The sequence below is a fragment of the Streptomyces sp. SD31 genome, assembly GCF_052068475.1.
Classification (GTDB): domain Bacteria; phylum Actinomycetota; class Actinomycetes; order Streptomycetales; family Streptomycetaceae; genus Streptomyces.
Window position 1 is genome coordinate 235,471 of the sequence record NZ_JBQHCX010000004.1, and the last position, 24,099, is coordinate 259,569.

Annotated in this window: 21 protein-coding genes; 11 read left to right on the forward strand and 10 right to left on the reverse strand. The window is 69.6% G+C overall.

The window, feature by feature from the left end:
* Positions 1-157: 157 nt before the first annotated feature.
* Positions 158-1,021, reverse strand: coding sequence for a helix-turn-helix domain-containing protein (locus tag ACTMVF_RS10955; protein ID WP_441270750.1), 864 nt, complete (start codon positions 1,019-1,021; stop codon positions 158-160).
* A 260-nt stretch (positions 1,022-1,281) separates the two neighbouring features.
* Here ACTMVF_RS10955 and ACTMVF_RS10960 point away from each other — a divergent pair, with 260 nt between their 5' ends.
* Positions 1,282-1,707 carry a hypothetical protein gene (locus tag ACTMVF_RS10960; RefSeq protein WP_441270751.1) on the forward strand — a complete coding sequence of 142 codons (426 nt, stop codon included), beginning with the start codon at positions 1,282-1,284 and terminating at the stop codon, positions 1,705-1,707.
* On the opposite strand, the gene ACTMVF_RS10965 is transcribed toward ACTMVF_RS10960, so the two are convergent.
* Entirely contained in the window at positions 1,689-2,519 is an 831-nt protein-coding gene (locus ACTMVF_RS10965; protein ID WP_441270752.1) for a helix-turn-helix domain-containing protein, read from the reverse strand. The two genes, ACTMVF_RS10960 and ACTMVF_RS10965, sit on opposite strands and share 19 nt — an antisense overlap.
* A gap of 30 nt (positions 2,520-2,549) precedes the next feature.
* On the opposite strand from ACTMVF_RS10965, the gene ACTMVF_RS10970 reads away from it, so the two are divergent.
* From ACTMVF_RS10970 to ACTMVF_RS10980, 3 genes are read left to right on the forward strand one after another with little or no spacing between them, the layout of a single operon-like run.
* Positions 2,550-2,714: a hypothetical protein gene (locus tag ACTMVF_RS10970; protein ID WP_441270753.1), complete on the forward strand. Its 165-nt coding sequence runs from the start codon at positions 2,550-2,552 to the stop codon at positions 2,712-2,714.
* 34 nt (positions 2,715-2,748) lie between these two features.
* Complete coding sequence (locus ACTMVF_RS10975) at positions 2,749-3,051, forward strand: 4a-hydroxytetrahydrobiopterin dehydratase (protein ID WP_441270754.1); 303 nt, start codon at positions 2,749-2,751, stop codon at positions 3,049-3,051.
* 5 nt (positions 3,052-3,056) lie between these two features.
* Positions 3,057-3,800: a class I SAM-dependent methyltransferase gene (locus ACTMVF_RS10980; RefSeq protein WP_441270755.1), complete on the forward strand. Its 744-nt coding sequence runs from the start codon at positions 3,057-3,059 to the stop codon at positions 3,798-3,800.
* Here ACTMVF_RS10980 and ACTMVF_RS10985 read toward each other — a convergent pair.
* Positions 3,769-4,245, reverse strand: a complete 477-nt coding sequence (locus ACTMVF_RS10985) for a hypothetical protein (protein WP_441270756.1) — start codon at positions 4,243-4,245, stop codon at positions 3,769-3,771. The genes ACTMVF_RS10980 and ACTMVF_RS10985 overlap by 32 nt on opposite strands.
* Entirely contained in the window at positions 4,242-4,739 is a 498-nt protein-coding gene (locus tag ACTMVF_RS10990; protein ID WP_441270757.1) for a hypothetical protein, read from the reverse strand. The genes ACTMVF_RS10985 and ACTMVF_RS10990 overlap by 4 nt, the downstream gene beginning before the upstream one ends.
* Before the next feature lie 39 nt (positions 4,740-4,778).
* On the opposite strand from ACTMVF_RS10990, the gene ACTMVF_RS10995 reads away from it, so the two are divergent.
* From ACTMVF_RS10995 to ACTMVF_RS11005, 3 genes are all read left to right on the forward strand, one after another.
* Entirely contained in the window at positions 4,779-5,729 is a 951-nt protein-coding gene (locus tag ACTMVF_RS10995; protein ID WP_441270758.1) for a helix-turn-helix transcriptional regulator, read from the forward strand.
* A 40-nt stretch (positions 5,730-5,769) separates the two neighbouring features.
* On the forward strand, positions 5,770-7,644 hold the full coding sequence (locus ACTMVF_RS11000) for a rhamnogalacturonan lyase (RefSeq protein WP_441270759.1): 1,875 nt from the start codon (positions 5,770-5,772) through the stop codon (positions 7,642-7,644).
* 147 nt (positions 7,645-7,791) lie between these two features.
* Positions 7,792-8,394 carry a DUF4352 domain-containing protein gene (locus ACTMVF_RS11005; RefSeq protein ID WP_441270760.1) on the forward strand — a complete coding sequence of 201 codons (603 nt, stop codon included), beginning with the start codon at positions 7,792-7,794 and terminating at the stop codon, positions 8,392-8,394.
* 49 nt (positions 8,395-8,443) lie between these two features.
* Here ACTMVF_RS11005 and ACTMVF_RS11010 read toward each other — a convergent pair whose 3' ends face one another.
* Together ACTMVF_RS11010 and ACTMVF_RS11015 are read right to left on the reverse strand one after the other, a co-directional pair.
* Positions 8,444-11,110 carry a cellulose binding domain-containing protein gene (locus ACTMVF_RS11010; protein WP_441270761.1) on the reverse strand — a complete coding sequence of 889 codons (2,667 nt, stop codon included), beginning with the start codon at positions 11,108-11,110 and terminating at the stop codon, positions 8,444-8,446.
* A 282-nt stretch (positions 11,111-11,392) separates the two neighbouring features.
* On the reverse strand, positions 11,393-14,308 hold the full coding sequence (locus tag ACTMVF_RS11015; protein WP_441270762.1) for a glycoside hydrolase family 48 protein: 2,916 nt from the start codon (positions 14,306-14,308) through the stop codon (positions 11,393-11,395).
* 251 nt (positions 14,309-14,559) lie between these two features.
* On the opposite strand from ACTMVF_RS11015, the gene ACTMVF_RS11020 reads away from it, so the two are divergent.
* Positions 14,560-16,065, forward strand: a complete 1,506-nt coding sequence (locus ACTMVF_RS11020) for a cellulase family glycosylhydrolase (protein WP_441270763.1) — start codon at positions 14,560-14,562, stop codon at positions 16,063-16,065.
* 36 nt (positions 16,066-16,101) lie between these two features.
* Complete coding sequence (locus ACTMVF_RS11025; protein ID WP_441270764.1) at positions 16,102-17,820, forward strand: glycoside hydrolase family 6 protein; 1,719 nt, start codon at positions 16,102-16,104, stop codon at positions 17,818-17,820.
* 26 nt (positions 17,821-17,846) lie between these two features.
* Here ACTMVF_RS11025 and ACTMVF_RS11030 read toward each other — a convergent pair whose 3' ends face one another.
* Complete coding sequence (locus tag ACTMVF_RS11030; RefSeq protein WP_441270765.1) at positions 17,847-18,617, reverse strand: phytanoyl-CoA dioxygenase family protein; 771 nt, start codon at positions 18,615-18,617, stop codon at positions 17,847-17,849.
* A 136-nt stretch (positions 18,618-18,753) separates the two neighbouring features.
* On the opposite strand from ACTMVF_RS11030, the gene ACTMVF_RS11035 reads away from it, so the two are divergent.
* Positions 18,754-19,653: a class I SAM-dependent methyltransferase gene (locus ACTMVF_RS11035; protein ID WP_441270766.1), complete on the forward strand. Its 900-nt coding sequence runs from the start codon at positions 18,754-18,756 to the stop codon at positions 19,651-19,653.
* Between the two features lie 64 nt (positions 19,654-19,717).
* On the opposite strand, the gene ACTMVF_RS11040 is transcribed toward ACTMVF_RS11035, so the two are convergent.
* Positions 19,718-20,461 carry a glycoside hydrolase family 75 protein gene (locus tag ACTMVF_RS11040; RefSeq protein ID WP_441270767.1) on the reverse strand — a complete coding sequence of 248 codons (744 nt, stop codon included), beginning with the start codon at positions 20,459-20,461 and terminating at the stop codon, positions 19,718-19,720.
* Positions 20,462-20,605: 144 nt separating this feature from the next.
* Here ACTMVF_RS11040 and ACTMVF_RS11045 point away from each other — a divergent pair, with 144 nt between their 5' ends.
* Complete coding sequence (locus tag ACTMVF_RS11045) at positions 20,606-21,217, forward strand: hypothetical protein (protein WP_441270768.1); 612 nt, start codon at positions 20,606-20,608, stop codon at positions 21,215-21,217.
* Positions 21,218-21,293: 76 nt separating this feature from the next.
* Here ACTMVF_RS11045 and ACTMVF_RS11050 read toward each other — a convergent pair whose 3' ends face one another.
* Together ACTMVF_RS11050 and ACTMVF_RS11055 are read right to left on the reverse strand one after the other, a co-directional pair.
* Entirely contained in the window at positions 21,294-22,127 is an 834-nt protein-coding gene (locus tag ACTMVF_RS11050; RefSeq protein WP_441270769.1) for an aldo/keto reductase, read from the reverse strand.
* Positions 22,128-22,230: 103 nt separating this feature from the next.
* Positions 22,231-24,057, reverse strand: a complete 1,827-nt coding sequence (locus tag ACTMVF_RS11055) for an AMP-dependent synthetase/ligase (protein ID WP_441270770.1) — start codon at positions 24,055-24,057, stop codon at positions 22,231-22,233.
* Positions 24,058-24,099: the final 42 nt, after the last annotated feature.

Sequence of the window (24,099 nt, forward strand, 5' to 3'; positions counted from 1 at the left end):
GCGGTGTGTTCTCCTCTGGTCTCGGAACGGAGCTGGGGGAGTCACTCGGAAGTCGCCGCACGGGGTGCGAAGGTTGCCGTGCAGGACCGGGAAGATCGGGGCGTGCGCCGCTCAGAAGTCCTCGCGTCAGGAGTCCTCGCGTCAGAAGTCCTCGCCGTCAGAAGCCCTCGCGATGCTCCCGCAGGATCTTCTTCGTGCGCTCGGCCGACGCGGCGGCCGTCGACATGTGGTCCAGGACCTCCAGATGCGCGGCGACCTCCTTGCGGGAGTCGAGATACAGGGCGCCGGTCAGATACTCGGTGTAGACCATGTCGGGCAGCTCGGGCTCGGCGAAGCGGAACAGGGTGAAGGGTGCGTACGTCCCCGGGTGCGGGCCGGAGGCGAACTCGGCGATCTGCAGAGTGACCCGGTCGCGCTCGGCGAACTCCAGAAGCTTGTCCAGCTGGTCGCGCATCACCTCGCCGCGCGCGCTCACCGGGCGACGCAGCACCGTCTCGTCCATGATCACCCACAGGTGGGGCGGGTCCGGGCGCTCCAGCAGCCGCTGCCTCGCCATGCGCAGCGCCACATGCCGCTCGATGGTCTCCGGCCCCGTCTGCCCGATCGTCCCCGCCTCCATCACGGCACGCGCGTACTCCTCCGTCTGCAGCAGACCGGGCACGAAGTGCGGCTCGTAGGAGCGGATGATGCGGGCGGCGCCCTCCAGGCTGACGTACAGGCTGAACCAGTCCGGCAGTACGTCGTGGAACCGCTGCCACCAGCCCGGCAGGTTGGCCTCCTCGGCCAGGGCGACGAACGCGGCCGCGTCCTCCTCGGGCACGCCGTACGTCTCCAGGAGCACCTGCACATACGGGATCTTCAGTGCGACCTCGGCGGTCTCCATCCGGCGGACGGTCGCCGAGGCCACCCGCAGGACCCGTGCGGCCTCGTCACGGCTCAGGCCGGCCGCCTCGCGCAGTTCCTGCAGGCGCTTGCCGAGCACCACCTGGCCCACGGTGGGGGCCGGTCGCCGCTCACTCACGCCACGTCTCCCCTGTGCGCCGGAAGTACGGAGGCAGTGTGCCATGTTCCGGGTGCCCATGGGGTGGCCCCTGTTGTATGCGGTCTGCGGGTTCGTGGGGGCTGATCGCGCCCGCGCGGCGGAGCCGCACACCGCTACAGCCCCGCGCCCCTGACGGCGTTGCCCGCAGCCCTGCTTTACCTCACAGGTAATCGACCGCACCGGCCGTCCGCGGGATCGTTGGGTCACCGCAACTCGACCCCGATGGAGGGTGACTCGTCATGTCCGCCACCTCGCTCGCCGCGCTCGCTCGGACCTCCGACCCGCAGACCGTGCTGCGCCGATTCCTGGCCCTTGACGCGGTGGTGACCGGGGCGAACGGGCTTGCCTATCTCGCCGCGTCCGGGCCGCTGGGGCGGCTGCTCGGGGTCGACAGCGCGCTGCTGCTCGCGCTCGGTGCCTTCCTCACCGTCTACGCCACCGCCGTCGGCCTGCTCGCCTCCCGCGCCCGCCCCGGCGCCTTCCCGGTGCGGGCCGTGATCGAGGCCAACCTCGCCTGGGCGGTGCTGAGCCTCGTGGCCCTCGTGGTGTGGCTGGCGCCGACCACGGCGGGTGCGGTGTGGACCGTGCTCCAGGCGCTCACCGTGGCCGGGTTCGCCGGGTTGCAGTACGCGGCGCTGAGGAGCAGTCAGGACATCAGCGACTGAAGGTACTTGACCGTCGCCGGATCGGCCGGGAGGAGGGTTTCGATGGCCAGCTCGGCGACGGTCACGTCCATGGGTGTGTTGAAGGTGGAGATGGAGGAGACGAAGGACAGGACCCGGCCCTCGTGCTCGACCTGCAACGGCAGCGCGAAGTACGGGACGGGCCCGGCGGGTTCGGCGTCCGGTGCCTCCTCCGGCACCGGGTACGCGGCCACCTCCTCGTACAGCTTCCGCAGCGGCTCGGAGCGGTGCAGCGCGATCTGCCGGTCCATCTGGGCGAGCAGATGCCCGCGCCACTCACGCAGGTTGCGGATGCGCGGCGCGAGACCCTCCGGGTGCAGGGTCAGGCGCATCGCGTTCAGCGGGGGCGCGAGAAGGTGCTCGGGGATGCCGTCGAGCAGCATCAGGATGCCCCGGTTGGCGGCGTGGACGTTGTACATCGCGTCGACCACGAGGGCCGGGTAGGGCTCGTAGCCCTGGATCAGCTGCTCCATGCCCGCGCGGACGGCGTCCAGCGCGGGATCGTCGAGTGGGGTCTCCGGGTAGCGCGGGGCGTACCCGGCCGCCAGCAGCAGCGCGTTGCGCTCACGCACCGGCACCTCCAGGTGCTCGGCCAGCCGCAGCACCATCTCCTCGCTCGGCCGCGAACGGCCCGTCTCGATGAAGCTGATGTGCCGCGCCGAGGAGTCGGCCCGCAGCGCCAACTCCAGCTGGCTGACCCGCCGTTGCACCCGCCAGCCCCGTAGCAGAGGGCCTACGCCCTGGTCGGTGGGGGCGGTGGCGTGCGCGGCGTCTGCGGACGGGCCAATGGTCATGGGTACGACCGTAGTCGAGGACCGCGTGGAGTGACCGAGCCGTGGATGTCGTCCCCGGCGGGCGAGGCCGTGCACCTCGTCAGGGACGAGCCCCTGGAGGGCGCGATCCTGCGCGCAGGGCGCCCGGTGTACGGCGACCACGCCCCCCTCGCCCGAGTGGGTGCGGGCCGCCGGGGCCAGGCTGTGGCAGGCTGAAGACGGACCCCCCACCGCAGGAAGGAGCGAGGCCATGCCCCTCGAACCGCTGTCGCAGAAGGAGATCGAGGACCGGCTCGCGGAGCTGCCGGGCTGGTCACTGGACGGCGACCGCCTCGCCCGCTCCTACCGGCTCCCCTCGCACTTCGCGGCCACGGCGATGGTCGTGCACATCGCCCAGGTCCAGGAGGAGCTCGACCACCACTCCGACCTCACCCTCGGCTACAACACGGTGTCCCTCACCGTGAACACCCACACCGTGAGCGCGGTGACCGAGCGGGACTTCGCCCTCGCCCGGAAAATCGAGGATCTCGCTCCCGGCCACGGGGCACACTGACGGGCGTGCTGGACTACGACAAGGAAGCGGAGCGGTACGACGCCTCGCGCGGCGGCGAGCCCCGGGCGGCGGCCGCGGCCGAGGCGGTGCTGGGGCTCCTGCCGGACGGGACCCGGCGCCTGCTCGACGTCGCCTGCGGCACCGGCATCGTGACGCGTCGGCTCGCCGCCGCGCGGGACGGTCTGTGCGTCACCGGTGTCGACCTCGCACCCCGCATGGCCCGGCAGGCCGCCGCCCGCCTGCCCGGCGCCGTCCTGCTCGCCGACAGTCGCCGGCTGCCGCTGCGGGACGCCCGGTTCGACGCTGTCAGCAGCGTGTGGCTGCTGCACCTGGCAGCGACCGACGAGGACGTGCGGACCATCGTCGGTGAGTGTGCCCGGGTGCTGCGGCCCGGCGGGGTGTACGTCACCACGGTCGACAAGGCCGCCGCGCACAACGTGGGCAGTGACATCGATGCCGTGCTGGCCTCCCGCCCGCGCCGCCCGGCCCGGGACGAGGCGGCGCTCGTCGAGTCGTACGCCTTCGACCACGGCCTGGTCCCGGCCGGGCAGGCCCGCTTCACCGGCCGTGGCCAGGGGCGCAGCCCCCGCCGTACGATCGCCGACCTGCGCCGGGGCTGGTTCGTCGCCCTGCCGCCGGGCGGCGCGCTCGCCGACGAGTTCGCCGCCCGGCTGGCGGAACTGCCGGACCAGGACCGCCCCCGGCCGGACCCGGTGTTCAGCCTCCGGGCGTTCCGGAAGCCCGAGTGAACTCCATGACCCAGTTGGTCACCCAGGTCTCCCCGCCGTCGACGGAGAACGCCTGCTCCCAGCGGGCCGAGCCGGCGGATACGCCCGACCAGACGAATCGCACCCGCACGTCCTTCCCGTCGTGAGTGTCGTCTCCGTGGAACTCCCCGCGGTCGCCCTCGAAGCGCCCGATGACCGGCGGGAACAGCTTGCCGCTGCCGCTGGAGGACCAGTTCAGCGACCATTGCTCGGTCTCCCGGTCGAACAGCCGCAACGTCAGCCCCTTCGAGCCCAGGTACGGCATGTCGATCTCGTCGACATTGGCGGCCCCGTCGAACAACGGCCGGCAGTGGCTGGTGGCCGGGAACTCCTCCCAGCCGCTTTCGGGGTCGAGGAAGTCGGTGCGGCGGCGGTTGAGGACCTCCCACTCGCCGTGGAAGAAGTCGAAGTCGTGCGGGCTGCTCATGCGCGGTCTCCAGTGGTTCCTGGGGGGAGGGAGTCGGCCAAGTAGGCCTTGAGGTCGGGGACTTCGGGCGCGAGCAGGTGCCGTACCCAGGCGTCCCGTTCGTGCAGGATCGGCGGGAGTTCCCAGACGCAGCCGATCCACGGCAGGTCGGGCGTGACGAAGTGGGTCGGGTCGTGGTCGGGACAGCCCAGCACCGGCTGGCCCGCCGCGGCGCCCCTGAAGTGCAGGACGTTGTCCCAGACCCAGCTGTAGGCGTTCAGGTAGGCGCCGTCGTCCCCACCTCGGTGCAGGACCACGAACGTCGCCGGCGGCGTGCCGTCCGGCTCCGGCAGCAGTGCCGGCAGGATCTCGTACGCCGCCTTCTCCACCTCGGGTGCGATGCCCGCGGGGTCGGCGGTGACGTGGTAGCGCTTGACGTGCCGCCCGGCCACCTCGATCGGCGGGGGCACGGTCAACAGCTTCTCGGCGAAGGCCGGTTTCTCCGTGAAGGCCATGACGGCACGCTAGGAGCCCTTCACTGACATCCTGTATCAGTGAAGTCCAGCCGACTCGTCTCCGTCCTCCTGCTGCTCCAGACCCGCGGCCGGATGACCGCCGCCCAACTCGCCGAGGAACTGGAGGTGTCGGTGCGCACGGTCTACCGGGACGTCGAGGCGCTGAGCGCCGCCGGCGTCCCGCTGTACGGCGATGCGGGCCACGCAGGCGGCTACCGCCTCCTCGACGGCTACCGCACCCGCCTCACCGGACTCACCGCCGACGAGGCCGAGGCCCTCTTCCTCGCCGGTGCCCCCGGCCCTGCCGCCCAGCTGGGCCTCGGCTCCGTCCTGGCCGCCGCCCAGCTCAAGGTCCGCGCCGCCCTGCCGCAGGAACTGCGCCCCCACGCCGACCGGATCAGCGGCCGCTTCCACCTCGACGCACCCGGCTGGTACGCCGACGCCGACGAGACGCCGTACCTCCCCGCGGTGGCCGACGCCGTCTGGAACAGCCGCGTCCTGCATGTCCTGTACCGCCGCTGGCGTGAACCCACCGATGTGGAGCGCCGCCTGGAGCCGTACGGACTCGTCCTCAAGGCGGGGCGCTGGTACGTCGTCGCGGGCCCCGGACCTCGCACGTACCGCGTCGACCAGATCCTCCGACTCGACGTCACGGGCGAGGAGTTCACCCGCCCCGAAGACTTCGGCCTGGCCGCCTACTGGGCGGCGTACCAGCGCGACTTCCTCGACCGGCTCCGCCCCGGCGAGGCGGTGGTCCGGCTGGCGCCCGGCGTGATCCTCGACCGCGCGGCACACCCCCGTACGGAGGCGGACGGCTGGACCCGGGTCACCGTCCCCATCGAGTCCGTCGACCACGCCCACGCCGAGTTCCTGCGTCTGGGCGCCGGCGTCGAGGTGCTCGAACCGCCGGAACTGCGCGCGAAGATCGCCCGGACGGTGGCCGAACTGGCCGAGAGATACGGCAACGTGAGGGCGCGCGGCGGCGACTGAGGGGACGGAACCCGTCCGTCCTCCCGAGGAGGTACGTCACGTGCAGCACCCGCGCAAGCACCGTAGACGCCGCACCGCCCTCTCCGTGACCCTGGCCACCGCTGCCCTGGTCGCGGCCGGACTCACCACGCTGAACGGCGCCGATATTGCCGAGGCCGCCACCGCCCGCCAGGTCGAGGCCCTCGACCGGGGTGTGGTCAGCGTCCACACGGCCGGCGGCAACCTGGTCAGCTGGCGCTGGCTGGGCACCGACCCGAACGACGTCTCCTTCAACGTCTACCGGGCCGGTACGAAGGTCAACTCGACCCCGATCACCGGCTCCACGAACTACTTCCACTCGGGCGCTCCCGAACAGGCCGACTACACGGTCCGCGCGATCGTGGGCGGCGTGGAGCAGGCCGACTCCGTGCACGCCATCCAGTTCCGGCCGGGGTACAAGGACGTCCCGATCAGCCCGCCCGCCGGCGGTACGACCCCCGACGGAGTGGCGTACACCTACGAGGCCAACGACGCCTCCGTCGGCGACCTCGACGGCGACGGCGCCCTCGACATCGTCCTGAAGTGGCAGCCCACCAACGCCAAGGACAACTCGCAGTCCGGCTACACCGGCAACACCTTCGTCGACGGCATCAAGCTCGACGGCACCCGGCTGTGGCGCATCGACCTGGGCCGCAACATCCGCTCCGGCGCGCACTACACGCAGTTCCAGGTGTACGACTACGACGGCGACCGCAAGGCCGAGGTCGCCATGAAGACGGCCGACGGTACGCGGGACGGCACCGGCGCGGTGATCGGCAGTTCGTCCGCCGACCACCGCAATGCGAGCGGCTACATCCTCTCCGGGCCCGAGTACCTGACCATGTTCAACGGGCAGACCGGCAAGGCGATGGGGACGGTCGACTACGTGCCGGCCCGGGGCACGGTGTCCTCGTGGGGCGACTCGTACGGCAACCGGGTCGACCGGTTCCTCGCCGGAACCGCCTACCTGGACGGCGCCCGTCCCTCCCTCATCATGGCCCGCGGCTACTACACCCGCACGGTCATCGCCGCCTGGGACTGGCGCAACGGCACCTTCACCCGCCGCTGGACCTTCGACACCAACTCCTCCACCAACAGCGGCCAGGGCTACGACGGTCAGGGCAACCACAGCCTGTCCGTCGCGGACGTCGACGCCGACGGCAAGGACGAGATCGTGTACGGCGCCATGACCGTGGACGACAACGGCTGGGGGCTGTGGACCACGAAACTGGGCCACGGCGACGCGGGCCACGTCGGGGACCTCAACCCGTCCCGCGCGGGCCTGGAGTACTTCAAGGTCTCGGAGGACTCCAGCAAGCCCGGCTCCTGGATGGCCGACGCGCGCACCGGCTCGCTCCTGTGGCAGACGGCCTCGGGCGCCGACAACGGCCGCGGCGTCGCCGGTGACATCTACGCCGGCAGCGCGGGCGCCGAGGCCTGGTCCGCCTCGGACACCACGCTGCGCTCGGCGACCGGCGGCTCCCTCGGCCGGGAGCCGTCCAGCATCAACTTCCTGTCCTGGTGGGACGGCGACCCCGTCCGCGAACTCCTCGACGGCACCCGCATCGACAAGTACGGCACGTCGTCCGACACCCGCCTGCTGACCGGCTCCGGTGTCTCCTCCAACAACGGCACGAAGGCCACGCCCGTCCTCTCCGGCGACATCCTCGGCGACTGGCGCGAGGAGGTCATCTGGCGCACCAGCGGCAACACGGCGCTCAGGATCTATTCGACGCCGTACGAAACGAGCACGAAGATCACGACCCTGCTCCACGACCCGATGTACCGCACGGCCCTGGCATGGCAGAACACTGCCTACAACCAGCCCCCGCACCCGAGCTTCTTCATCGGCAACGGCATGCCGACGGCGCCCCGGCCGACGGTGTACACGCCCTGAGCGGACCAACTCACCCGACCTGGCAGCCCGGACGTAGTGACGGGCTGCCAGGTTGCTTCGCGCGCCCGATTTTTTTCGATGCTCCGTGCAACCATGCGGGTCCTTCACAGGTCATTCACACGCGTACCACCGAAACCTGGGGAGAACATGGTCCACCACACCCGCATACGTCTCGCCGCCACCGCGGCCGTCGCCGTCGCCGCGCTCGGCCTGACCGCCTGCGGTTCCGGCTCCGGCGACGAGGTCGTCGACAAGCCGAAGGCGAAGGCCTCCGCCAAGGCCGACAGCGGCAACGCCAAGGAGCCCGCCGCCGAGAAGAGCAGCGCCGCGCCCGACGTCGCCAAGGTCGGCGACACGCTCGCCCTCAAGGGCATGGAGGACGGCAGCGGACTCGACGTCACCGTCGTCAAGGTCGTGGACAACGCCAAGTCCAGTGACGAGTTCTTCGCCCCCGAGTCCGGAAACCGGTGGATCGGCGTGCAGTTCCAGCTCGTCAACGCCGGCACCAAGGTCTACTCCGACGCTCCCGTGAACGGGGCGAAGATGACCGACGACCAGGGCCAGCAGTTCGGGACCGTCCTCGCCGATATCACGGCCGGCCCGTCGATGTCGTCGGACGTCCGGCTGAAGCCCGGCGCCAAGGCGCTCGGCTGGGTCGTCTTCGAGGTGCCCAAGGCGTCGAAGGCGGCCACGGTCACGTGGGGGATGGACTCGGGCTTCGCCGAGCAGATCGGGGAGTGGACGCTGTAGGACAGCACCGAGGGCGCGTACCGTCGCCGGCACGCGCCCTCGGGCTCGCTCAACTCACCGTGCAGGTCTGATCGCCCAGCTTGAACGCGGTCGGCTTCGCGTTCACCCCCGACCAGCTTCCCGTGAACCCGAAGCTCACGGACGCACCCGCCGCCACGTTGCCGTTCCAGCCGACGTTCTTCGCGGTCACCGCCGAGCCCGACTGGGTGTGCTCGGCGTTCCACACCTGCGTGACCCGCTGCCCGTCCGGGAAGGACCAGCCGAGGGACCAGCCGCTCCAGGCACGTGAACCGGTGTTGGACAGCTGTACGTCCGCCTGGAAACCGCCCGACCACTGGTTGGTGACCTTGTACGTCACCGCGCAGGCGCCGGTCGGCGCAGGGGTGGGGTCGGTTCCGCCACCGCCGCCGTCTCCGCCACCCGTGTCGGAGGTGTCGCCGTAGATGACGCCCCGGCCGTTCGTCGAGACGTACACCCGGCCGTACACGCGCGGATCACCCGTGATCGCCGCCCCCGTCCAACCCCACTGGTGGGCGTCGTCGTTGATCCGGGTCCAGGTCGCGCCCTTGTCCGTCGACCGGAAGACGCCGCGTACGCCGCCGATCTTCGCGCTGGTGTACAGCGTCTGGTACGAGGCTCCCGTCGCCGCCTTGCCGAAGCCGATCGAGTCGGCCTGCTCGACGTTCGAGAGCTTCGTGAAGGTCGCGCCGCCATCGGTCGAGTGCCACAGCCCGTACGCCCCGTCCGTCGCACCCCCTGCCAGCCACACGTCCCCCTTCACCCCGGGCAGCGCCTTGAAGCGGACGCTGTCGCCGCTCGGCAACCCCGTCGCCGAGGACGCGGTGAAGGTCGCCCCGCCGTCCGTACTCACGTAGAACTTCCCGGACTTGAAGCCGTAGAAGACCTTCGGGTCCACCCGGTCGGACTCGACGACCGCCCCCGCCGGAATGCCACTGGAGGCCGACCAGGAGGTGCCGAAGCCCGTCGTGTACTGCACTCCCGTACCGGCGGGGCTCCACACGAACCGGCTGCCGTCCGCCGCCGCGGCCACGGTGCCGCCCTCGCTGACGCCCGAAGGGTCCGTCCCTGCGAACCAGTTGGCGCCGTTGTCCGTCGAGAACGCGATGTGCGGACCGGAGTCGAGATTGCCGACCCGGACGACCGTGTTGGGGTTGGACTCGGCGTAGTCCAGGCTCGTCGTCGTGGTGAAGTTCGGCTGCGTGAACATCATCGACGGCACCTTGGTGAGGTCCGTGTGCCGGAAGCCGCCGATGTCACCGAGGGCACTCAGGAGCGGGGCGCCCGACGGGGGAGAGGCGAGGTCGTTGACGGCCGTCTCCTCCAGGCCCTGCACCATCGGCTTTATGGTGAACTGGCTTCCGCTGTCCCACTTCGTCAGATCCTCGGTGCCGTAGATCGTCGCGCCCGTCCCGTACATCATCCGGTTCGAGTCGAACGGGTCGATCTCCAGCGCCTCCGTCATCCACCCCAGCTTCGGCGTCTGTTCGGGCGGCGACGGGTTCGCGCCCCAGCTCAGCCACGGTGACGACGAGACGTCCATCGTGTAGCGGTTGGCGCGGTTGGGATACGACGTGTAGTCCCACGCCTTCGTCCACGTCCCGCCGCTGTCCGTCGAGCGGAAGATCTGCGTGTCCGGCCACCAGGAGCTGTACGCCGTCGCCATCACCGTGCCGGGCTTCTGCCGGTCGACGGTCAGGCCGGCGAAGCCGTAGTAGGTGTCGGCCTCGGCGACCGGGCTGATGTCCGTCCAGGTGCCGGTCGCCGTCGCGTACCGCCACAGCCGGCCCTTGCCGCCGTCGTACGGACCGCCCTTGTCGCTGTAGGCGAGGTAGAGGTAGCCGTTCGTCGCGTCCAGCACGCCCTTGTGCGCGAGGTATCCCGTCGGCTGCCCGGCGACCCGCGACCAGGTGGCGCCCGCGTCGGTCGACCGGTACACGGCGTTGTCCTTGTCGGCGACCCCGACGTAGATCGTCTCGGTCGCGTTCCCCGACGTCCCCGTGGACTCGTCGAAGGTGACCCAGACGATCCCCTGGTTGTCGCTGGCGTACCCGCTCGTGTCACTCGGATCCTGCACGTAGTTGCCGACGTTGGGGAAGTTCCCCACCTGCGACCAGCTCACCCCGGAGTCGGTCGAGCGCCACAGCCCCTTGCCGCTGGGCGCGCCCAGATACAGCACGCTGTTCTTGTTCGGGTCGACCGCCAGCCGCTCACCCATGCCGCGGCCCGGCATGTTGCCGCCCAGCTTGAACGGCAGGTCGGTCTTCTGCCAGCTGGCGCCGCGGTCGGAGGAGCGCATGACGGCGCCGTTCGTCGGATCCCAGCTGTTCGTATACGTGCCGACCGCCGCGTACACCTTGTCCGGGTCCACGGAGTCGGACGCCAGACTCACCACACCCGTGTGCCCCCAGTCGTCCCAGCCGACCGAGTCCAGCAACGGCGTCCACGTCTTCGACGCCTCCTGCCAGCGGTAGGCGCCGCCGATGTCGGTACGGGCGTAGGCGAGGTTCTTCTCCTTGCGGTTGAAGACGATGCCGGGCACGAAACCGCCGCCGTCGATGCGGGCGTTCTTCCAGGTGTAGGTGTCGGCACTGATCGACACGTCCTTCGCGGCAGGAGCGGCGAGCGCGGGCGGGGTGCCCGCGAGCAGCCCGGCCGCGAGGGCCAGCGCGGCGGTGAGGATGCGGGTTCTTCGCACGAGGGGTCCTTTCCGGTGTGGGGGGAGAGGAGACCAGTGATGGCAAGCGCTTTCCATCGATCGCGAGAGTTGCCGGGCGACCCCCAGTGCGGGAGGGGGCCGCCCGGCAGTTCGGTCCCGCCGTCAGGTGACGAGACCACGCACGCGAAACTCTTCAGGCGGTTCCGAGGAAACGCCGTGAACTGCCACGCCCTGTCTTTCAGGGGCGCGGGGAACTGCGCGACCAGCCACAACCGGACCCGCAGTCGAACACGGCCCAACCCGCGGAGCGCCCGGCGGGGGCTATTCGAGAAGCTCCGCGTACGAACCCATGGCCAAGGCGATGTCCGCCTGGGCCCAGAACCGGTGATACGTGAACGACGGCGCCGCACCGCCCGCGAGATACGCCTCGATCTTCGACCAGGCCGGGTCGTCCTCGTAGAACGAGCGGATGGAGTCGAAGGTCGACGACGAGTTGATCGCGTCGCCGTTCGGCATGGTGCCGGTCCAGCCGCTCGGGATGTGGATTCCGTCGTCGAAGCGGTTGTAGTCGGCGCGGGTTTCCGGGACGGCGATACCGAGATCGTCCTGGTAGTTGTCCCACATGCCGTCCAGCAACGCCTTCGCCGTCGTCGCGGCCTCGGTGTCACCGGAGCGGTCGGCGTAGTACGTCAGGGTCTTGGCGTACGCGGCCGCCACACCGACGTCGTTGGTGTAGTCGACGACGGTGACGTGAAGGCCGTTGTTGGCGCCCGGACTTGACGGGTTCCAGGTGTCGGGCTGCCCCGACCACTGAAGCGTCGACGGGATCCGGTACGTACCGTCCGGGTTGACGGTCGTCTCGGACAGCGCCCAGTCGACCCACTTGTCGAGGACGGCCTTCGCGGCCGCGTTCCCCGTCTGCTGGTAGTACTCGGCCACCCGCTCCATCGACCACGCCTGGAAGCCGAACCACTGGTTGGACGGCGGGTCGTGGTAGACGGGCTGCTGGTCGTAGTACATGCCGTAGAAGGTCGACTTGCCGGCCGGCGGGGTCGCGTACCGGCCCGCCCAGCTGTTGGTCGCACCGCCCGCGATCGCGCCCTCGCTGGACTGGAGCCAGCGATAGAACTCGACCTGCCGCTCAAGTGACTTGGCCCAATCCGCCTGCCCCGTAGCCGACTTGGGCTTCAGGTCGGCGTAGTTGGACAGGGCGTACGCGGCCATCGGGTTCTGGTAGCCGCCGTGCGCGTGGCTGGAGCCGATGCGCCAGGCCCAGCCCGCCGAGGTGTCGGTGGCGCCGCCCCAGGCGTAGTACCAGGACATCAGGTAGTGCGAGGCGTCCTTGCCGGTGCCCGCCGGGCAGGACGAGGCGCCCACACAGTTGCCGACCTTCTTGAAGTACTTGTCGTACATCGAGTAGCGCAGGTAGTCACCCATCTTCGCGGCCTTGGCCACGGTCGCGGAGATCTGGCTGCCCTTGCCCTGCTCGTCGGCCCACTTGTCGGCCCAGTACGCGGCCTGCACCGCACGCGCGTCGGCGTCCGGGGCGTTGGTGAACTTCCACTGCTTGGCGTAAGAGGCGTCACCGGTGAACAGGTCCAGATACCCGTTCTTGCCGCCGTACTTGAAGGCGTCACAGGTCGGCTGCGGCACCGTCTCCCACACCGACTCCTGCGCGCCGCGCTGGAAGGTGTTGATGTACGACGGCCCGGTGTCCGTCGGACCGGCCTCGCACTTGCCCGGCGAGTTGCCGTAGCCGTAGACGTTGTCGACGTCCTGCAGCCAGTGCATGCCGTAGACATCGTCCGTACCGTACGCGGTCTTCAGTTCACCGGCGATCGGATCCGAGCCGACCGAGACCGACGCGTCGAGCTTCGCCGGGTACTCGTTCGGGGTGTCCAGCTCGGGCGCGTACGTCGCCGGCTTCGAGGCGTTGTAGAAGGAGTTGGTCGGCTGGTCGGCGTGGGTCGGGATCATGTACTTCTCCATGATCTCCCAGGCCCCGTTGAACTTGCTCCAGTCGCCCGTGACCTTGCCGTACATCGCCTGCAGCCAGAGAAGGTAGCTGTAGGCCTCGGACGTCGTCTCGTGACCGTGGTCCGGTGCCTCGACGATCAGCGTCTCGACCGAGTGGTAGGGAATGCCCTCGGGCGAGAAGTAGCCGTTCGCCGGGTTGGTGATCTTGCCGTACAGCTCCAGGAAGCGGGCGTCGTACGCCTTCGTCGCCGCGATCTGGGTCACCGTGACTGACGCCTTCGCGTGCCCGTTGGCCGTCGACTCGAAGGTCGCCGCGCCGGTGCCGGAGCTGTCGGCGGTGATGGTCACCCGTTGCGCGGTGTTCCAGTTCGACGGGGTGAAGGTGAGCGAGGCGCCGCCGGTCACCGACAGGCCCGAGTTGCCGCTCGCGCGGGCAGTCGTGACGGTCACGTTGGACGACGGCTGGGTCGACAGCTTGACGTCGTACGAGGCCGACTTGCCCTGCTGAACCGGGAGTTGGGTCTGCGAGGTCACCACGGCGGGACCCGAGGCGACCGTGATGCCGACCGGGGTCGACTCGGCGGACGCGCCCAGACTGTCGTACGCCTTCGCGAGGAGTGAATGACTGCCCACGGTCAAACTTGAGACCGAGAGTGAGTACGGCGCCGTCGTGTCCGTGCCCAGCAGCGTGGTGTTGTCGTAGAACTCGACCTTGCTGATGGTCGCGTTGTCCGCGGCCGCGGCGGTGGCCGCGAGCGGGACGGCGCCGCCCTGCGTGTAGACGGCGCCCGCCGCCGGGCTGGTCAGCACGGTGATGGGGGGTTGGTGGGCGCCGGTGCAGGAGATGCCGTTGATCGCGAAGTTCGTCGGAGCGGCGTTGGCGCCGCTGTAGGTGAACTGCGCGCCGGTGGTGACCGCGGCTCCGGCGGCGATCCTGCCGTTGTAGCCGGCGTCCTTCACCGTGATCGACTGGCCGGACTGGGACCAGGTGCCGTTCCAGCCGTTGCTGAGCTTCTGGTTGCCCGCGTAGCCGTACGTCAGGGTCCAGCCGTCGATGACGTCCGTACCGCGGTTGGTGATCGTCAGCTCCGCGGTGAAGCCGGAGCCCCAGTCATTGGTCTTGTAGTCGACACTGCACTGAACTGCCGCTGCCTGAGCGGGTGTCGAACCCGTGCTCAGCATCGTCAAGGGAAGCGCCAGGGCCGCGACGGCGGCCGTCCACAACCGTCGTACGGTTCTGCGTCTGCGTGGGGGATGCACGTGCTGGTTCCTCCTTGCGGCTCGGAGAAGTCAAGGCTTGAACCAGTGGGAGCGCTCCCATAGTGGGGACGGGGGTGCAAGGGGTCAAGGTGCTTGAAGAGTCGAAAAGATTCGACGGATTTAGTTGAGGGAAAGTCAGCAACTCCTCTGTCCTTTACCCTCACTTGGCGCTAGCTTCATTGACACCAGTGGGAGCGATTCCATCAGTCGACGCGTCCGTCACGACGCGCCTGATCTGCAAGGAGTCGCTCATGCGACACCCCCCGCGTTCAGTACTTTTAGCCGTCACCGGCGCGGTCGCCCTCCTCGGGGCCGTGACGGTGCCGGTGGTCACGGCGCAGGGAGCCGCACCCGCCTGCACGGTGGAGTACTCCGTCACCAGTCAGTGGGACAGCGGCTTCCAGGGTGCCGTGGCGATCACCAACAACACGGCCGCCGTGAGCAGTTGGAGTCTGAGTTTCGACTTCGCGGGCGGCCAGAAGGTCACCCAGGGCTGGAACGCCAAGTGGTCCCAGTCCGGTACGACGGTGACCGCGACCAATGAGAACTGGAACGGCGCGCTCGGCACCGGCGCCGGCGTCAGCGCCGGTTTCATCGCGTCCTGGTCGGGGAGCAATGCCGTACCGACGGCGTTCAAGCTCAACGGCACCACCTGCAATGTCGACGCCGAACCGTCGCCCACCGATCCGACGGATCCCACGGACCCCACGGATCCGACCGATCCGACGGGCCCCGGTGACGGCACGGTGCCGGCCCTGCACGTCTCCGGGAACGAGCTCGTGGACGCCGACGGCACCACCCGTCGCCTGCTCGGCGTCAATCGTTCCGGCGGCGAGTTCATGTGCGTCCAGGGCTACGGCATCTGGGACGGCCCGGTCGACGACGCCGCCATCAAGGCGATCGCCGACTGGAACGCCAACACCGTCCGCATTCCGCTGAACGAGGAGTGCTGGCTGGGCCTGTCCCACATCAAGCCCGAGTACGGCGGCGCGAACTACATCAACGCCGTCAAGGACCTGGTGGCCCGAGTGAAGGCGCACGGCATGACGCCGATGCTCGAACTCCACTGGTCCTGGGGCCAGTACACCGGCAACTCGGCGGGCTGCTCCGACGTGCACGCCGGCTGCCAGAAGCCGATGCCCAACATGCAGTACACACCCGCGTTCTGGGCGTCGGTGGCCGGCACCTTCAAGGACGACCCGACCGTCGTCTTCGACCTGTTCAACGAGCCCTACCCCGACCGCGCGACGTCCACGACCACCCAGGCGTGGCAGTGCTGGCGGGACGGCGGCACCTGTCCCGGCATCGGGTACGAGGTCGCCGGCATGCAGGACCTCGTCGACGCCGTACGGGACACCGGCGCCGACAACCTGATCCTGCTCGGCGGGCTCGCGTACTCGAACGACCTGAGCCAGTGGCTGACGTACAAGCCCACCGATCCGGCGGGCAATCTCGCCGCGGCATGGCACGTCTACAACTTCAACGCCTGTGCGAACGAGAGCTGCTGGAACTCCACGCTCGCCCCCGTCGCGGCCCAAGTGCCGCTGGTGGCGGGGGAGATCGGAGAGAACACCTGCGCACACTCGTTCATCGACCAGGTCATGAAGTGGTTCGACGACCGCGGCCTGTCCTATCTGGGCTGGACCTGGAACACCTGGAACTGCAACTCCGGGCCCGCCCTGATCTCCAGTTACGACGGAACTCCCACGTCGTACGGCACAGGGCTGCGTGATCATCTGCGCGCCCTCGACGGATAACCCCTCTCACCCCTCACGGAGAAGGAACCCGCACTCATGAGTCGTACCAGAACAGCGATGCTCGCCGCCCTGGCGCTGGTCGCCGGGTCCTCGGGAACCGCGCTCGCCGCGGCCGTCCCCACGGACGTCGGCACGGCCGCCGTCCCCTGCACCGTCGACTACAAGGTGCAGAACCAGTGGGACACCGGCTTCACCGCCGCCGTGACCGTCACCAACAGCGGCGCCGCCAAGTCCAACTGGTCGGTGAAGTGGTCGTACGCCGGAAACCAGAAGGTCACCAACGGCTGGAACGCCAAGATCAGCCAGAGCGGCGCGGCCGTCACCGCCACCAACGAGACCTACAACGGGACACTGTCGACGGGCGGTTCGGTCAGCTTCGGCTTCCAGGGCACCTACAGCGGCACCAACGCCATCCCGGCCACCTTCACCCTCGACGGCGTGACCTGCAACGTCGACGGCGGCGGCGGACCCACGGACCCGCCCGACCCCGACCCCACCGGGCCGAAGGCCGACAACCCGTACTCCGGCGCCAAGGTGTACGTGAACCCGGAGTGGTCCGCCAACGCCGCCGCCGAGCCGGGCGGCAGTCGCATCGCCAACCAGCCCACCGGCGTGTGGCTGGACCGGACCGCCGCGATCAACGGCGCCGGCGGCAAGATGGGCCTGCGCGCCCACCTCGACGAGGCCCTGAAGCAGAAGGGCAGCGGCGAGCTCGTCGTCCAGCTGGTGATCTACAACCTGCCGGGCCGCGACTGCGCCGCGCTCGCCTCCAACGGTGAGCTCGGGCCGACGGAGATCGACAAGTACAAGACGCAGTACATCGACCCGATCGCCGCGATCCTCGCCGATCCCAAGTATGCCTCGCTGCGGATCGTCAACACGGTCGAACTCGACTCGCTGCCGAACCTCGTCACCAACGTCTCGCCGCGGGTCACGGCCACCCCGAACTGCGACACGATGAAGGCCAACGGCAACTACATCAAGGGTGTCGGCTACGCGCTGAACAAGCTCGGTGACAGCGCCAACGTCTACAACTACGTGGACGCCGGGCACCACGGCTGGCTCGGCTGGGACGACAACTTCTCGGCGAGCGTCCAGTTGATCAAGCAGGCCGCGACGGCCGAAGGCGCCACCGTCAACGACGTGGCCGGTTTCATCACCAACACCGCCAACTACAGCGCGCTGAAGGAGCAGTACTTCACCATCAGCGACTCCGTGAACGGCAAGTCCGTGCGCGAGTCGAAGTGGGTGGACTGGAACCGCTACGTCGACGAGCTCTCCTACGCCCAGGCCTTCCGGGCGGAGGCCGTGAACCAGGGCTTCCCCTCGGGCGTCGGCATGCTGATCGACACCTCCCGCAACGGCTGGGGCGGCAGTGCCCGGCCGACCGGTCCGGGCGCCATGACGGACGTGGACACCTACGTCAACGGCGGTCGCATCGACCGGCGCATCAACACCGGCAACTGGTGCAACCAGTCCGGAGCCGGTCTCGGCGAGCGCCCGCAGGCCTCCCCGGCGGCCGGGATCGACGCCTACGTGTGGATGAAGCCCCCGGGTGAGTCCGACGGCGCCAGCAGCGCGATCCCGAACGACGAGGGCAAGGGCTTCGACCGGATGTGCGACCCGACGTACACCGGCAACCCGCGCAACAACAACAACATGTCCGGCGCCCTGGCGAACGCCCCGCTGTCCGGCCACTGGTTCTCGGCGCAGTTCCAGCAGCTCATGCAGAACGCGTACCCGCCGCTGTCGTGACGCGGTGAATCCGCGGTCCGCCGGGGTCAGCTCTCTCGGGACAGGCCCCGGCGGATCGCGAACTCCGCCACCGAGTAGTCGCCGTCGGCCCGCTCCAGCTCGTACGGCACCGCCGTGTGCAGGGGCGGTTGCGCCATGAAGCGGGGCCGGGTGCCGTGGTGCGGCTGGGCGGCGTGGACCAGGAAGGGGTGGCAGAGGTAGACGTCGCCGGGGCTGCCGGTGGCGTGGGCGAGCGGGCGGTGCGCGGAGGCCTCGGCGACCTTCGGGCCGAGCTCCAGGAAGGAGGCGCCCGCTTCGCCGTACGGCTCCAGGACCGGCGGTACGTCGAGATGCGAGCCGACCCGGATCCGGGTCGGGGCGTCGTCCTCGGTGACCTCGCTGAACAGGAACAGCATCAGCAGCGCACGGTCCTTCGAGTGCACGTTCGTGTGCGGGTGCTCGGCGCCTTCGGGCACGTAACTGCCCTCGATGTGCCAACCGGCGTCGTCCGGTTCCTCCTCGTGCGGGAACCGCAGCGGGAAACTGCCCAGCGAATAGCGTGACTGCCAGCGGTCCTCACCCACCAGCACATCGAAGGCCTCGTGCAGGACGGGCGTGTTGACGGCCGCCGCGAAGGGGCCCTGCGCCATGTCGTACACCCAGTGCACGGGGTCCTTCCAGGTGCCCGGGTCCTGTGGGTCGTACCCCGTCTCGCGCCACAGCAGCCGCGCGCAGTGCTCGGCGACGCGAGGCGGAAAGGCGCCCTCGATCTTCACGAACCCGTCCTCGAGGAAGCGCCTCACCATCTCGTCGTCCATCGGGCCATCGTGGGTGATCGGTCCTGCGGGCCGCATCCCATTTTTGCCGTCGTTTTTTGCCGTTGCGGCAACGACAGTGGCCCCGTGACGGTGCGTCGGCGCACGCTGGCCCCATCCGAAGGAGAGGCTGACGAGCATGGCGCACCACCACGGAGACCACCAGGCCGGTCACCATCACTCTCACCACGACCACACCGACATCGACTGGAACGAGATGGCCCCGCTGCTGGAGGCCCAGGCGGAGCTGTTCACGCCCCTGTACGAGCACGCCATGGCCTGGCTGGCCAAGCGGCAGACCGAGCCCGGACTGATCGTGGACGTGGGCAGCGGACCGGGCGTGGTCGCCTGCCTGCTCGCCGACACCTTCCCGGGCGCGCGGATCGTCGCCGTCGACGGATCCGCACCGCTCCTCGAGCGGGCCCGGGCGCGGGCCGAGCGACTCGGCGTCGCCGACCGCTTCGGCACCCTCACCGGTGAACTCCCGGGCGCCCTCGACGACTTGGACTATCCGGCCGATCTGCTCTGGGCCAGCCGCAGCCTGCACCACCTCGGCGACCAGCGTGCCGCCCTCGCCGCGTTCGCCGCCCGCCTCACGCCCGGCGGCACCCTGGCCCTCCAGGAGGGCGGCCTGCCGGCCCGGTTCCTGCCGCGCGACCTCGGCTTCGGACGGCCCGGACTGCAGGCGCGCCTCGATGCGCTGGAAGAGGAGCGGTTCGCCGCGATGCGCGCGGACCTTCCCGGCTCCGTCGCCGAGACCGAGGACTGGCCGGCGCTGCTCACCTCCGCCGGCCTCAGGCCCACCGGAACCCGCACCTTCCTCCTCGATCTGCCCGCTCCGACCACGGACCGGGCCCGCGCCTACGTCGTCGCCTCCCTGACCCGCACCCGCGAGGGCCTCGGCGACCACCTCGACGCCGACGACCGCGCGACCCTCGACCGGCTCCTCGACCCGGACGACAAGGCGAGCGTGCACCACCGGCCGGACGTGTTCGTCCTGGCGGCGCAGACGGTGTACACGGCGGTACGGACGAAGTGAGCCTTGACTTCGAGGACTCTCCAAGCATCGGCGCCGCGGCGGGACAACTGAGCATGCCCGTACGTCAGTCGGGCCGGCCGAGCGGCCGTACGGTCACCTGCCGCCGGGTGTTCTCGGCGAGCCCGATGAACTCCTGAGCCAACTGCTCGCCCAGCGAGACCGCCGCGCTGTGGCTCTCGATGGGCGAGACGCGGGAGTTCTCGAAGAGGATGTACGTCACGCCGGAGGCGGTGCCGCCGGTCGCCGGGTCGGGGTCGATGCCGAGGGCCTCGGCGGCGGCGTAGGAGGCCTCGCCGATGACCCCCTGAGGGCCGGTGTCGCCGACGACGGCGTACAGGACCTGGTCGTCGTGGATGACGGCGACGACGCTGCCGCCCTCGATGCCCGCCGCGGAGTGGTCCCAGATGTCACTGATCCTGGGGACGACGACATACGGCAGTGTGTCGGAGCGCAGCGGCAGGCCGTCGGACTGGTGGAAGGCCGTGTCGGGCTGGAACCAGGGGTCGGTGTCCTCATTGCACTCGTCGGTGCGCTGCCCGTCGCAGTCGATGTCCATGTCGGCCGTCCAGAAGACGGCGCCGTGCTTGCCGCACACGGGGACGGTGGCCGGGGTGCCCTCGTCGGTGCGGTACTTGCCGTGGGAGATCTGCGAGCAGGACGTCACCTTCGCGAGCAGGTCGGCCGCGCTGACCGAACCCTCCCGGGCGGACGGCGGTCGTGATGTGCCGGAGGCGCTCGCGGGGAACAGTCCGGCGGCGAGCAGTGCGGCGACGGAGGCCGCGGCGAGGGTCAGGGTTCGGCTGCGCACTGGGGAAAGCGCCTCTCTTCCAACTCTTCTGACAGATCTATTAGGAAACTTTCCTGACTTGTGCTGATTGCGGCGTAATGACCCCAGTAGAAGACTGGACGTGCCGAAGATTTCGGATGTGGGCCCGGATTTCCGGGAGGTGTCATGTTCGTACGCGCCATCTACACGACCGGCGATCCCGCGAAGATCGACACGGCCATCAGGACGATGAACACAGAAGGGCGGGACCTGTTGGAAGACCGTCCGGGGTACCGCGGAGCAAGTGTCTTCGTGGACCGGACGCTCGGGAAGCTGCTCGCGGCGAGCTGGTGGGAGTCGGAGGAGGACCGCCGCAACAGCGACGAGGTGTTGCGCGAGCGGCGGGCGGCCATGCTGGAGCCGTTCGCGGGGACACTGGCGGTCTTCAACTACGAGGCGTTGGTCTTCCACCAGGTCAGGCAGCCGCAGGCGGGCGGCGGACTACGGCTCACCCGGCTGGAGTTCGACCCCATGGACACCGACCTGCTCGCCGACACGTTCCGCGCGACGGTGGTGCCCAAGCTGGACACCCTCCCGGGGCTGGCCCGGGCGTCGCTGATGGTCGACCGGGAGCGGGGCCGGGGGATGGTCGGAGCGGTCTTCGTCGATCAGGCGTCCCTGGCGGCGTCCCGCGCGGGCCAGGCGGCGGCCCGGCACGAAGGTGCGGCCAAGGCGCATGTGTCCGTGATCGGGCTGGAGGAGTTCGAGGTCGTCTTCACCGACGTGCGCGGTGACTGAGGCGCCCCCTCCCTGACGCGTCCGCCCGCCGCTCGTACGGCTGAGCGGCGGGCGGACGGACGGTCGCGCAGCGGTGTCAGGCGTCGAACGTCGCCGGGTCCGGACCGATCCGCCGGTCCTCGTTCAGCGCGCTGATCGCCGCGAGGTCCTCGGAGTCCAGGCTGAAGTCGAAGACCTCGATGTTCTCCTTGATCCGCGACGGCGTCACGGACTTCGGGATCACGACGTTGCCCAGCTGGAGGTGCCAGCGCAGCACGATCTGGGCCGGGGTACGGCCGTGCTTCCGCGCGATGGCGACGATCGCCGGGACCTCCAGCAGCCCCTTGCCCTGGCCGAGCGGCGACCAGGCCTCGGTGGCGATGCCCTGCTCGGCGTGGTACTCACGGGAGGCGTGCTGCTGCAGGTGGGGGTGCAGCTCGATCTGGTTGACCGCCGGGACGACCGACGTCTCGCCGATCAGCCGCCGCAGGTGCTCCGGAAGGAAGTTCGACACACCGATCGCGCGGACCCGGCCGTCGGCGTAGAGCTTCTCGAAGGCCTTGTAGGTGTCGACGTACGTGTCGCGGGCCGGCAGCGGCCAGTGGATGAGGTACAGGTCGACGTAGTCGAGACCCAGCTTCCCCAGCGACACGTCGAAGGCGCGCAGCGTGGAGTCGTACCCCTGCTCGCTGTTCCAGAGCTTGGTGGTGACGAAGATGTCCTCGCGGGGGATGCCGGCGGCGGCGATGGCCTTGCCGGTGCCCTCCTCGTTGCCGTAGATCGCCGCTGTGTCGATGCTGCGGTACCCGGCCTCCAGCGCAGTGCCGACCGCCTGCTCCGCCTCGTCGTCCGGCACCTGCCAGACGCCGAAGCCCAGCTGGGGCATCTCGACGCCGTTGTTGAGGGTGATCTGGGGGACCTTGCTGCTCACGAGCTCTTGATCCTTACGGTTGTCGTCAGGTGGTACTGACATCGTCAACGATCACGAGCCGCGATGCATTCCTGACCGGAGAATCCGTGGGAATCCGTTGGCCTCAGGCCCGGTACAGCGCCTCGACCTCGCCCGCGTACGCGTTCTCGATCGCCTTGCGCTTCAGCTTCAGTGACGGTGTGAGGAGTCCGTGCTCCTCGGTGAAGGGCTGGGCGAGGATGCGGAAGGTGCGGATCGACTCGGCCTGGGAGACAAGGGTGTTGGCGGCCACGACGGCGCGCCGCACCTCGGTCTCCAGGTCGGCGTCTCGGACCAGCTGGGCCGGGCTCATCTGGGGCTTGTCACGCATCATCAGCCAGTGCTCGACGGCCTCCTGGTCGAGGGTGACCAGGGCCGCGATGTACGGGCGGTCGTTGCCGACGACGATGCACTGGGCGACCAGCGGGTGGTCCCGGACGCGCTCCTCCAGCACGCCCGGTGAGACGCTCTTGCCACCGGAGGTGACCAGGATCTCCTTCTTGCGGCCGGTGATGGTGAGGTAGCCGTCCTCGTCGAGGGAGCCCAGGTCGCCGGTGGCCAGCCAGCCGTCGTGCAGGGCCGCGTCGGTGGCCTTCTGGTTGTTGAGGTAGCCCTGGAAGATGTTGGGGCCGCGCAGCCAGATCTCGCCGTCGTCCGCGATGTGCACGGTCATGCCCGGGATGGGCTGGCCGACGGTGCCGTAGCGGGTGCGATAGGGCGGGTTGGCGGTCGCGGCCGCCGTCGACTCGGTGAGGCCGTACCCCTCGTAGACGTGGACGCCGGCGCCCGCGAAGAACAGGCCGAGCCGCCGGTCCATCGCCGAACCACCGGTCATCGCCTGCTTGATACGGCCGCCCATCGCGGCCCGCATCTTGGAGTAGACGAGCTTGTCGAAGAGCTGGTGCTGCATGCGCAGACCCGCCGACGGGCCGGGGCCGACGCCCCACGCCTTGGCCTCCACGGCGTCCGCGTACTTCACGGCGACTTCGACGGCCTTCTCGAAGGCGCCCGACCTGCCCTCCTTCTCGGCCTTGCGGCGGGCGGCGTTGAAGACCTTCTCGAAGATGTACGGCACGGCCAGGAAGAACGTCGGCTTGAACGCGGCCAGGTCCGGCAGCAGCGCGGCCGCGTTCATCTGCGGCTGGTGGCCGAAGCGGACCTTGCCGCGGATCGCGGCGACCTGCACCATCCGTCCGAAGACGTGCGCGAGCGGCAGGAACAGCAGCGTCGCCGCCTCGTCGCCCTTCTTGGAGTGGAACACCGGCTCCCAGCGCTCGATGACGGTGTCCGCCTCGTACATGAAGTTGCCGTGCGAGATGACACAGCCCTTGGGGCGGCCCGTCGTGCCCGAGGTGTAGATGATCGTCGCGACGGAGTCGGGGGTGACCGCCTGCCGGTGGCGGTGGACCACCTCGTCGTCGAGGGCGGCGCCGGCGTCGTACAGCTCCTGCACGGCGCCCGAGTCCAGCTGCCACAGCTGGTGCAGCCGGGGCAGCCGGTCGATGACGGTGGCGATCGTCATCGCGTGGTCCTCGTGCTCGACGATCGCCGCCGAGCACTCGGCGTCGTACAGCGTCCAGAAGCACTGTTCGGCCGAGGAGGTGGGGTAGATCGGCACCACCTGGGCGCCGATCGTCCACAGCGCGTAGTCGAACAGCGTCCACTCGTACCGTGTACGGGACATGATCGCGACCCGGTCGCCGAAACGGATGCCACGGGCGAGCAGCCCCTTGGCGAGGGCGAGCACCTCGTCCCGGAACTCGGCGGCGGTGACGTCCCGCCACTGTCCGTCCTCGTCCTTGCGGCCGAGGGCGACATACAGCGGATCCTCCTGCGCATGCTCGAAGACGACGTCGGCCAGACCGCCCACCGGCGGTGCCAACGCCAACGGAGGGTTGGTGAACTCGCGCAAACCCCGCTCCCCGCTCCGAATGCCTCGGCTGAAGCTCCGCTC

What these genes read in the sequence shown, in the direction of transcription:
- ACTMVF_RS11045 (WP_441270768.1), top strand. Translation starts at nt 20,606, where the DNA reads ATGTTCGTACGCGCCATCTACACGACCGGCGATCCCGCGAAGATCGAC.
- ACTMVF_RS11030 (WP_441270765.1), bottom strand. Translation starts at nt 18,617, where the DNA reads ATGGACGACGAGATGGTGAGGCGCTTCCTCGAGGACGGGTTCGTGAAG.
- ACTMVF_RS10990 (WP_441270757.1), bottom strand. Translation starts at nt 4,739, where the DNA reads ATGGCCTTCACGGAGAAACCGGCCTTCGCCGAGAAGCTGTTGACCGTG.
- ACTMVF_RS10965 (WP_441270752.1), bottom strand. Translation starts at nt 2,519, where the DNA reads ATGACCATTGGCCCGTCCGCAGACGCCGCGCACGCCACCGCCCCCACC.
- ACTMVF_RS10975 (WP_441270754.1), top strand. Translation starts at nt 2,749, where the DNA reads ATGCCCCTCGAACCGCTGTCGCAGAAGGAGATCGAGGACCGGCTCGCG.
- ACTMVF_RS11025 (WP_441270764.1), top strand. Translation starts at nt 16,102, where the DNA reads ATGAGTCGTACCAGAACAGCGATGCTCGCCGCCCTGGCGCTGGTCGCC.
- ACTMVF_RS11035 (WP_441270766.1), top strand. Translation starts at nt 18,754, where the DNA reads ATGGCGCACCACCACGGAGACCACCAGGCCGGTCACCATCACTCTCAC.
- ACTMVF_RS10985 (WP_441270756.1), bottom strand. Translation starts at nt 4,245, where the DNA reads ATGAGCAGCCCGCACGACTTCGACTTCTTCCACGGCGAGTGGGAGGTC.
- ACTMVF_RS11020 (WP_441270763.1), top strand. Translation starts at nt 14,560, where the DNA reads ATGCGACACCCCCCGCGTTCAGTACTTTTAGCCGTCACCGGCGCGGTC.
- ACTMVF_RS10960 (WP_441270751.1), top strand. Translation starts at nt 1,282, where the DNA reads ATGTCCGCCACCTCGCTCGCCGCGCTCGCTCGGACCTCCGACCCGCAG.
- ACTMVF_RS11005 (WP_441270760.1), top strand. Translation starts at nt 7,792, where the DNA reads ATGGTCCACCACACCCGCATACGTCTCGCCGCCACCGCGGCCGTCGCC.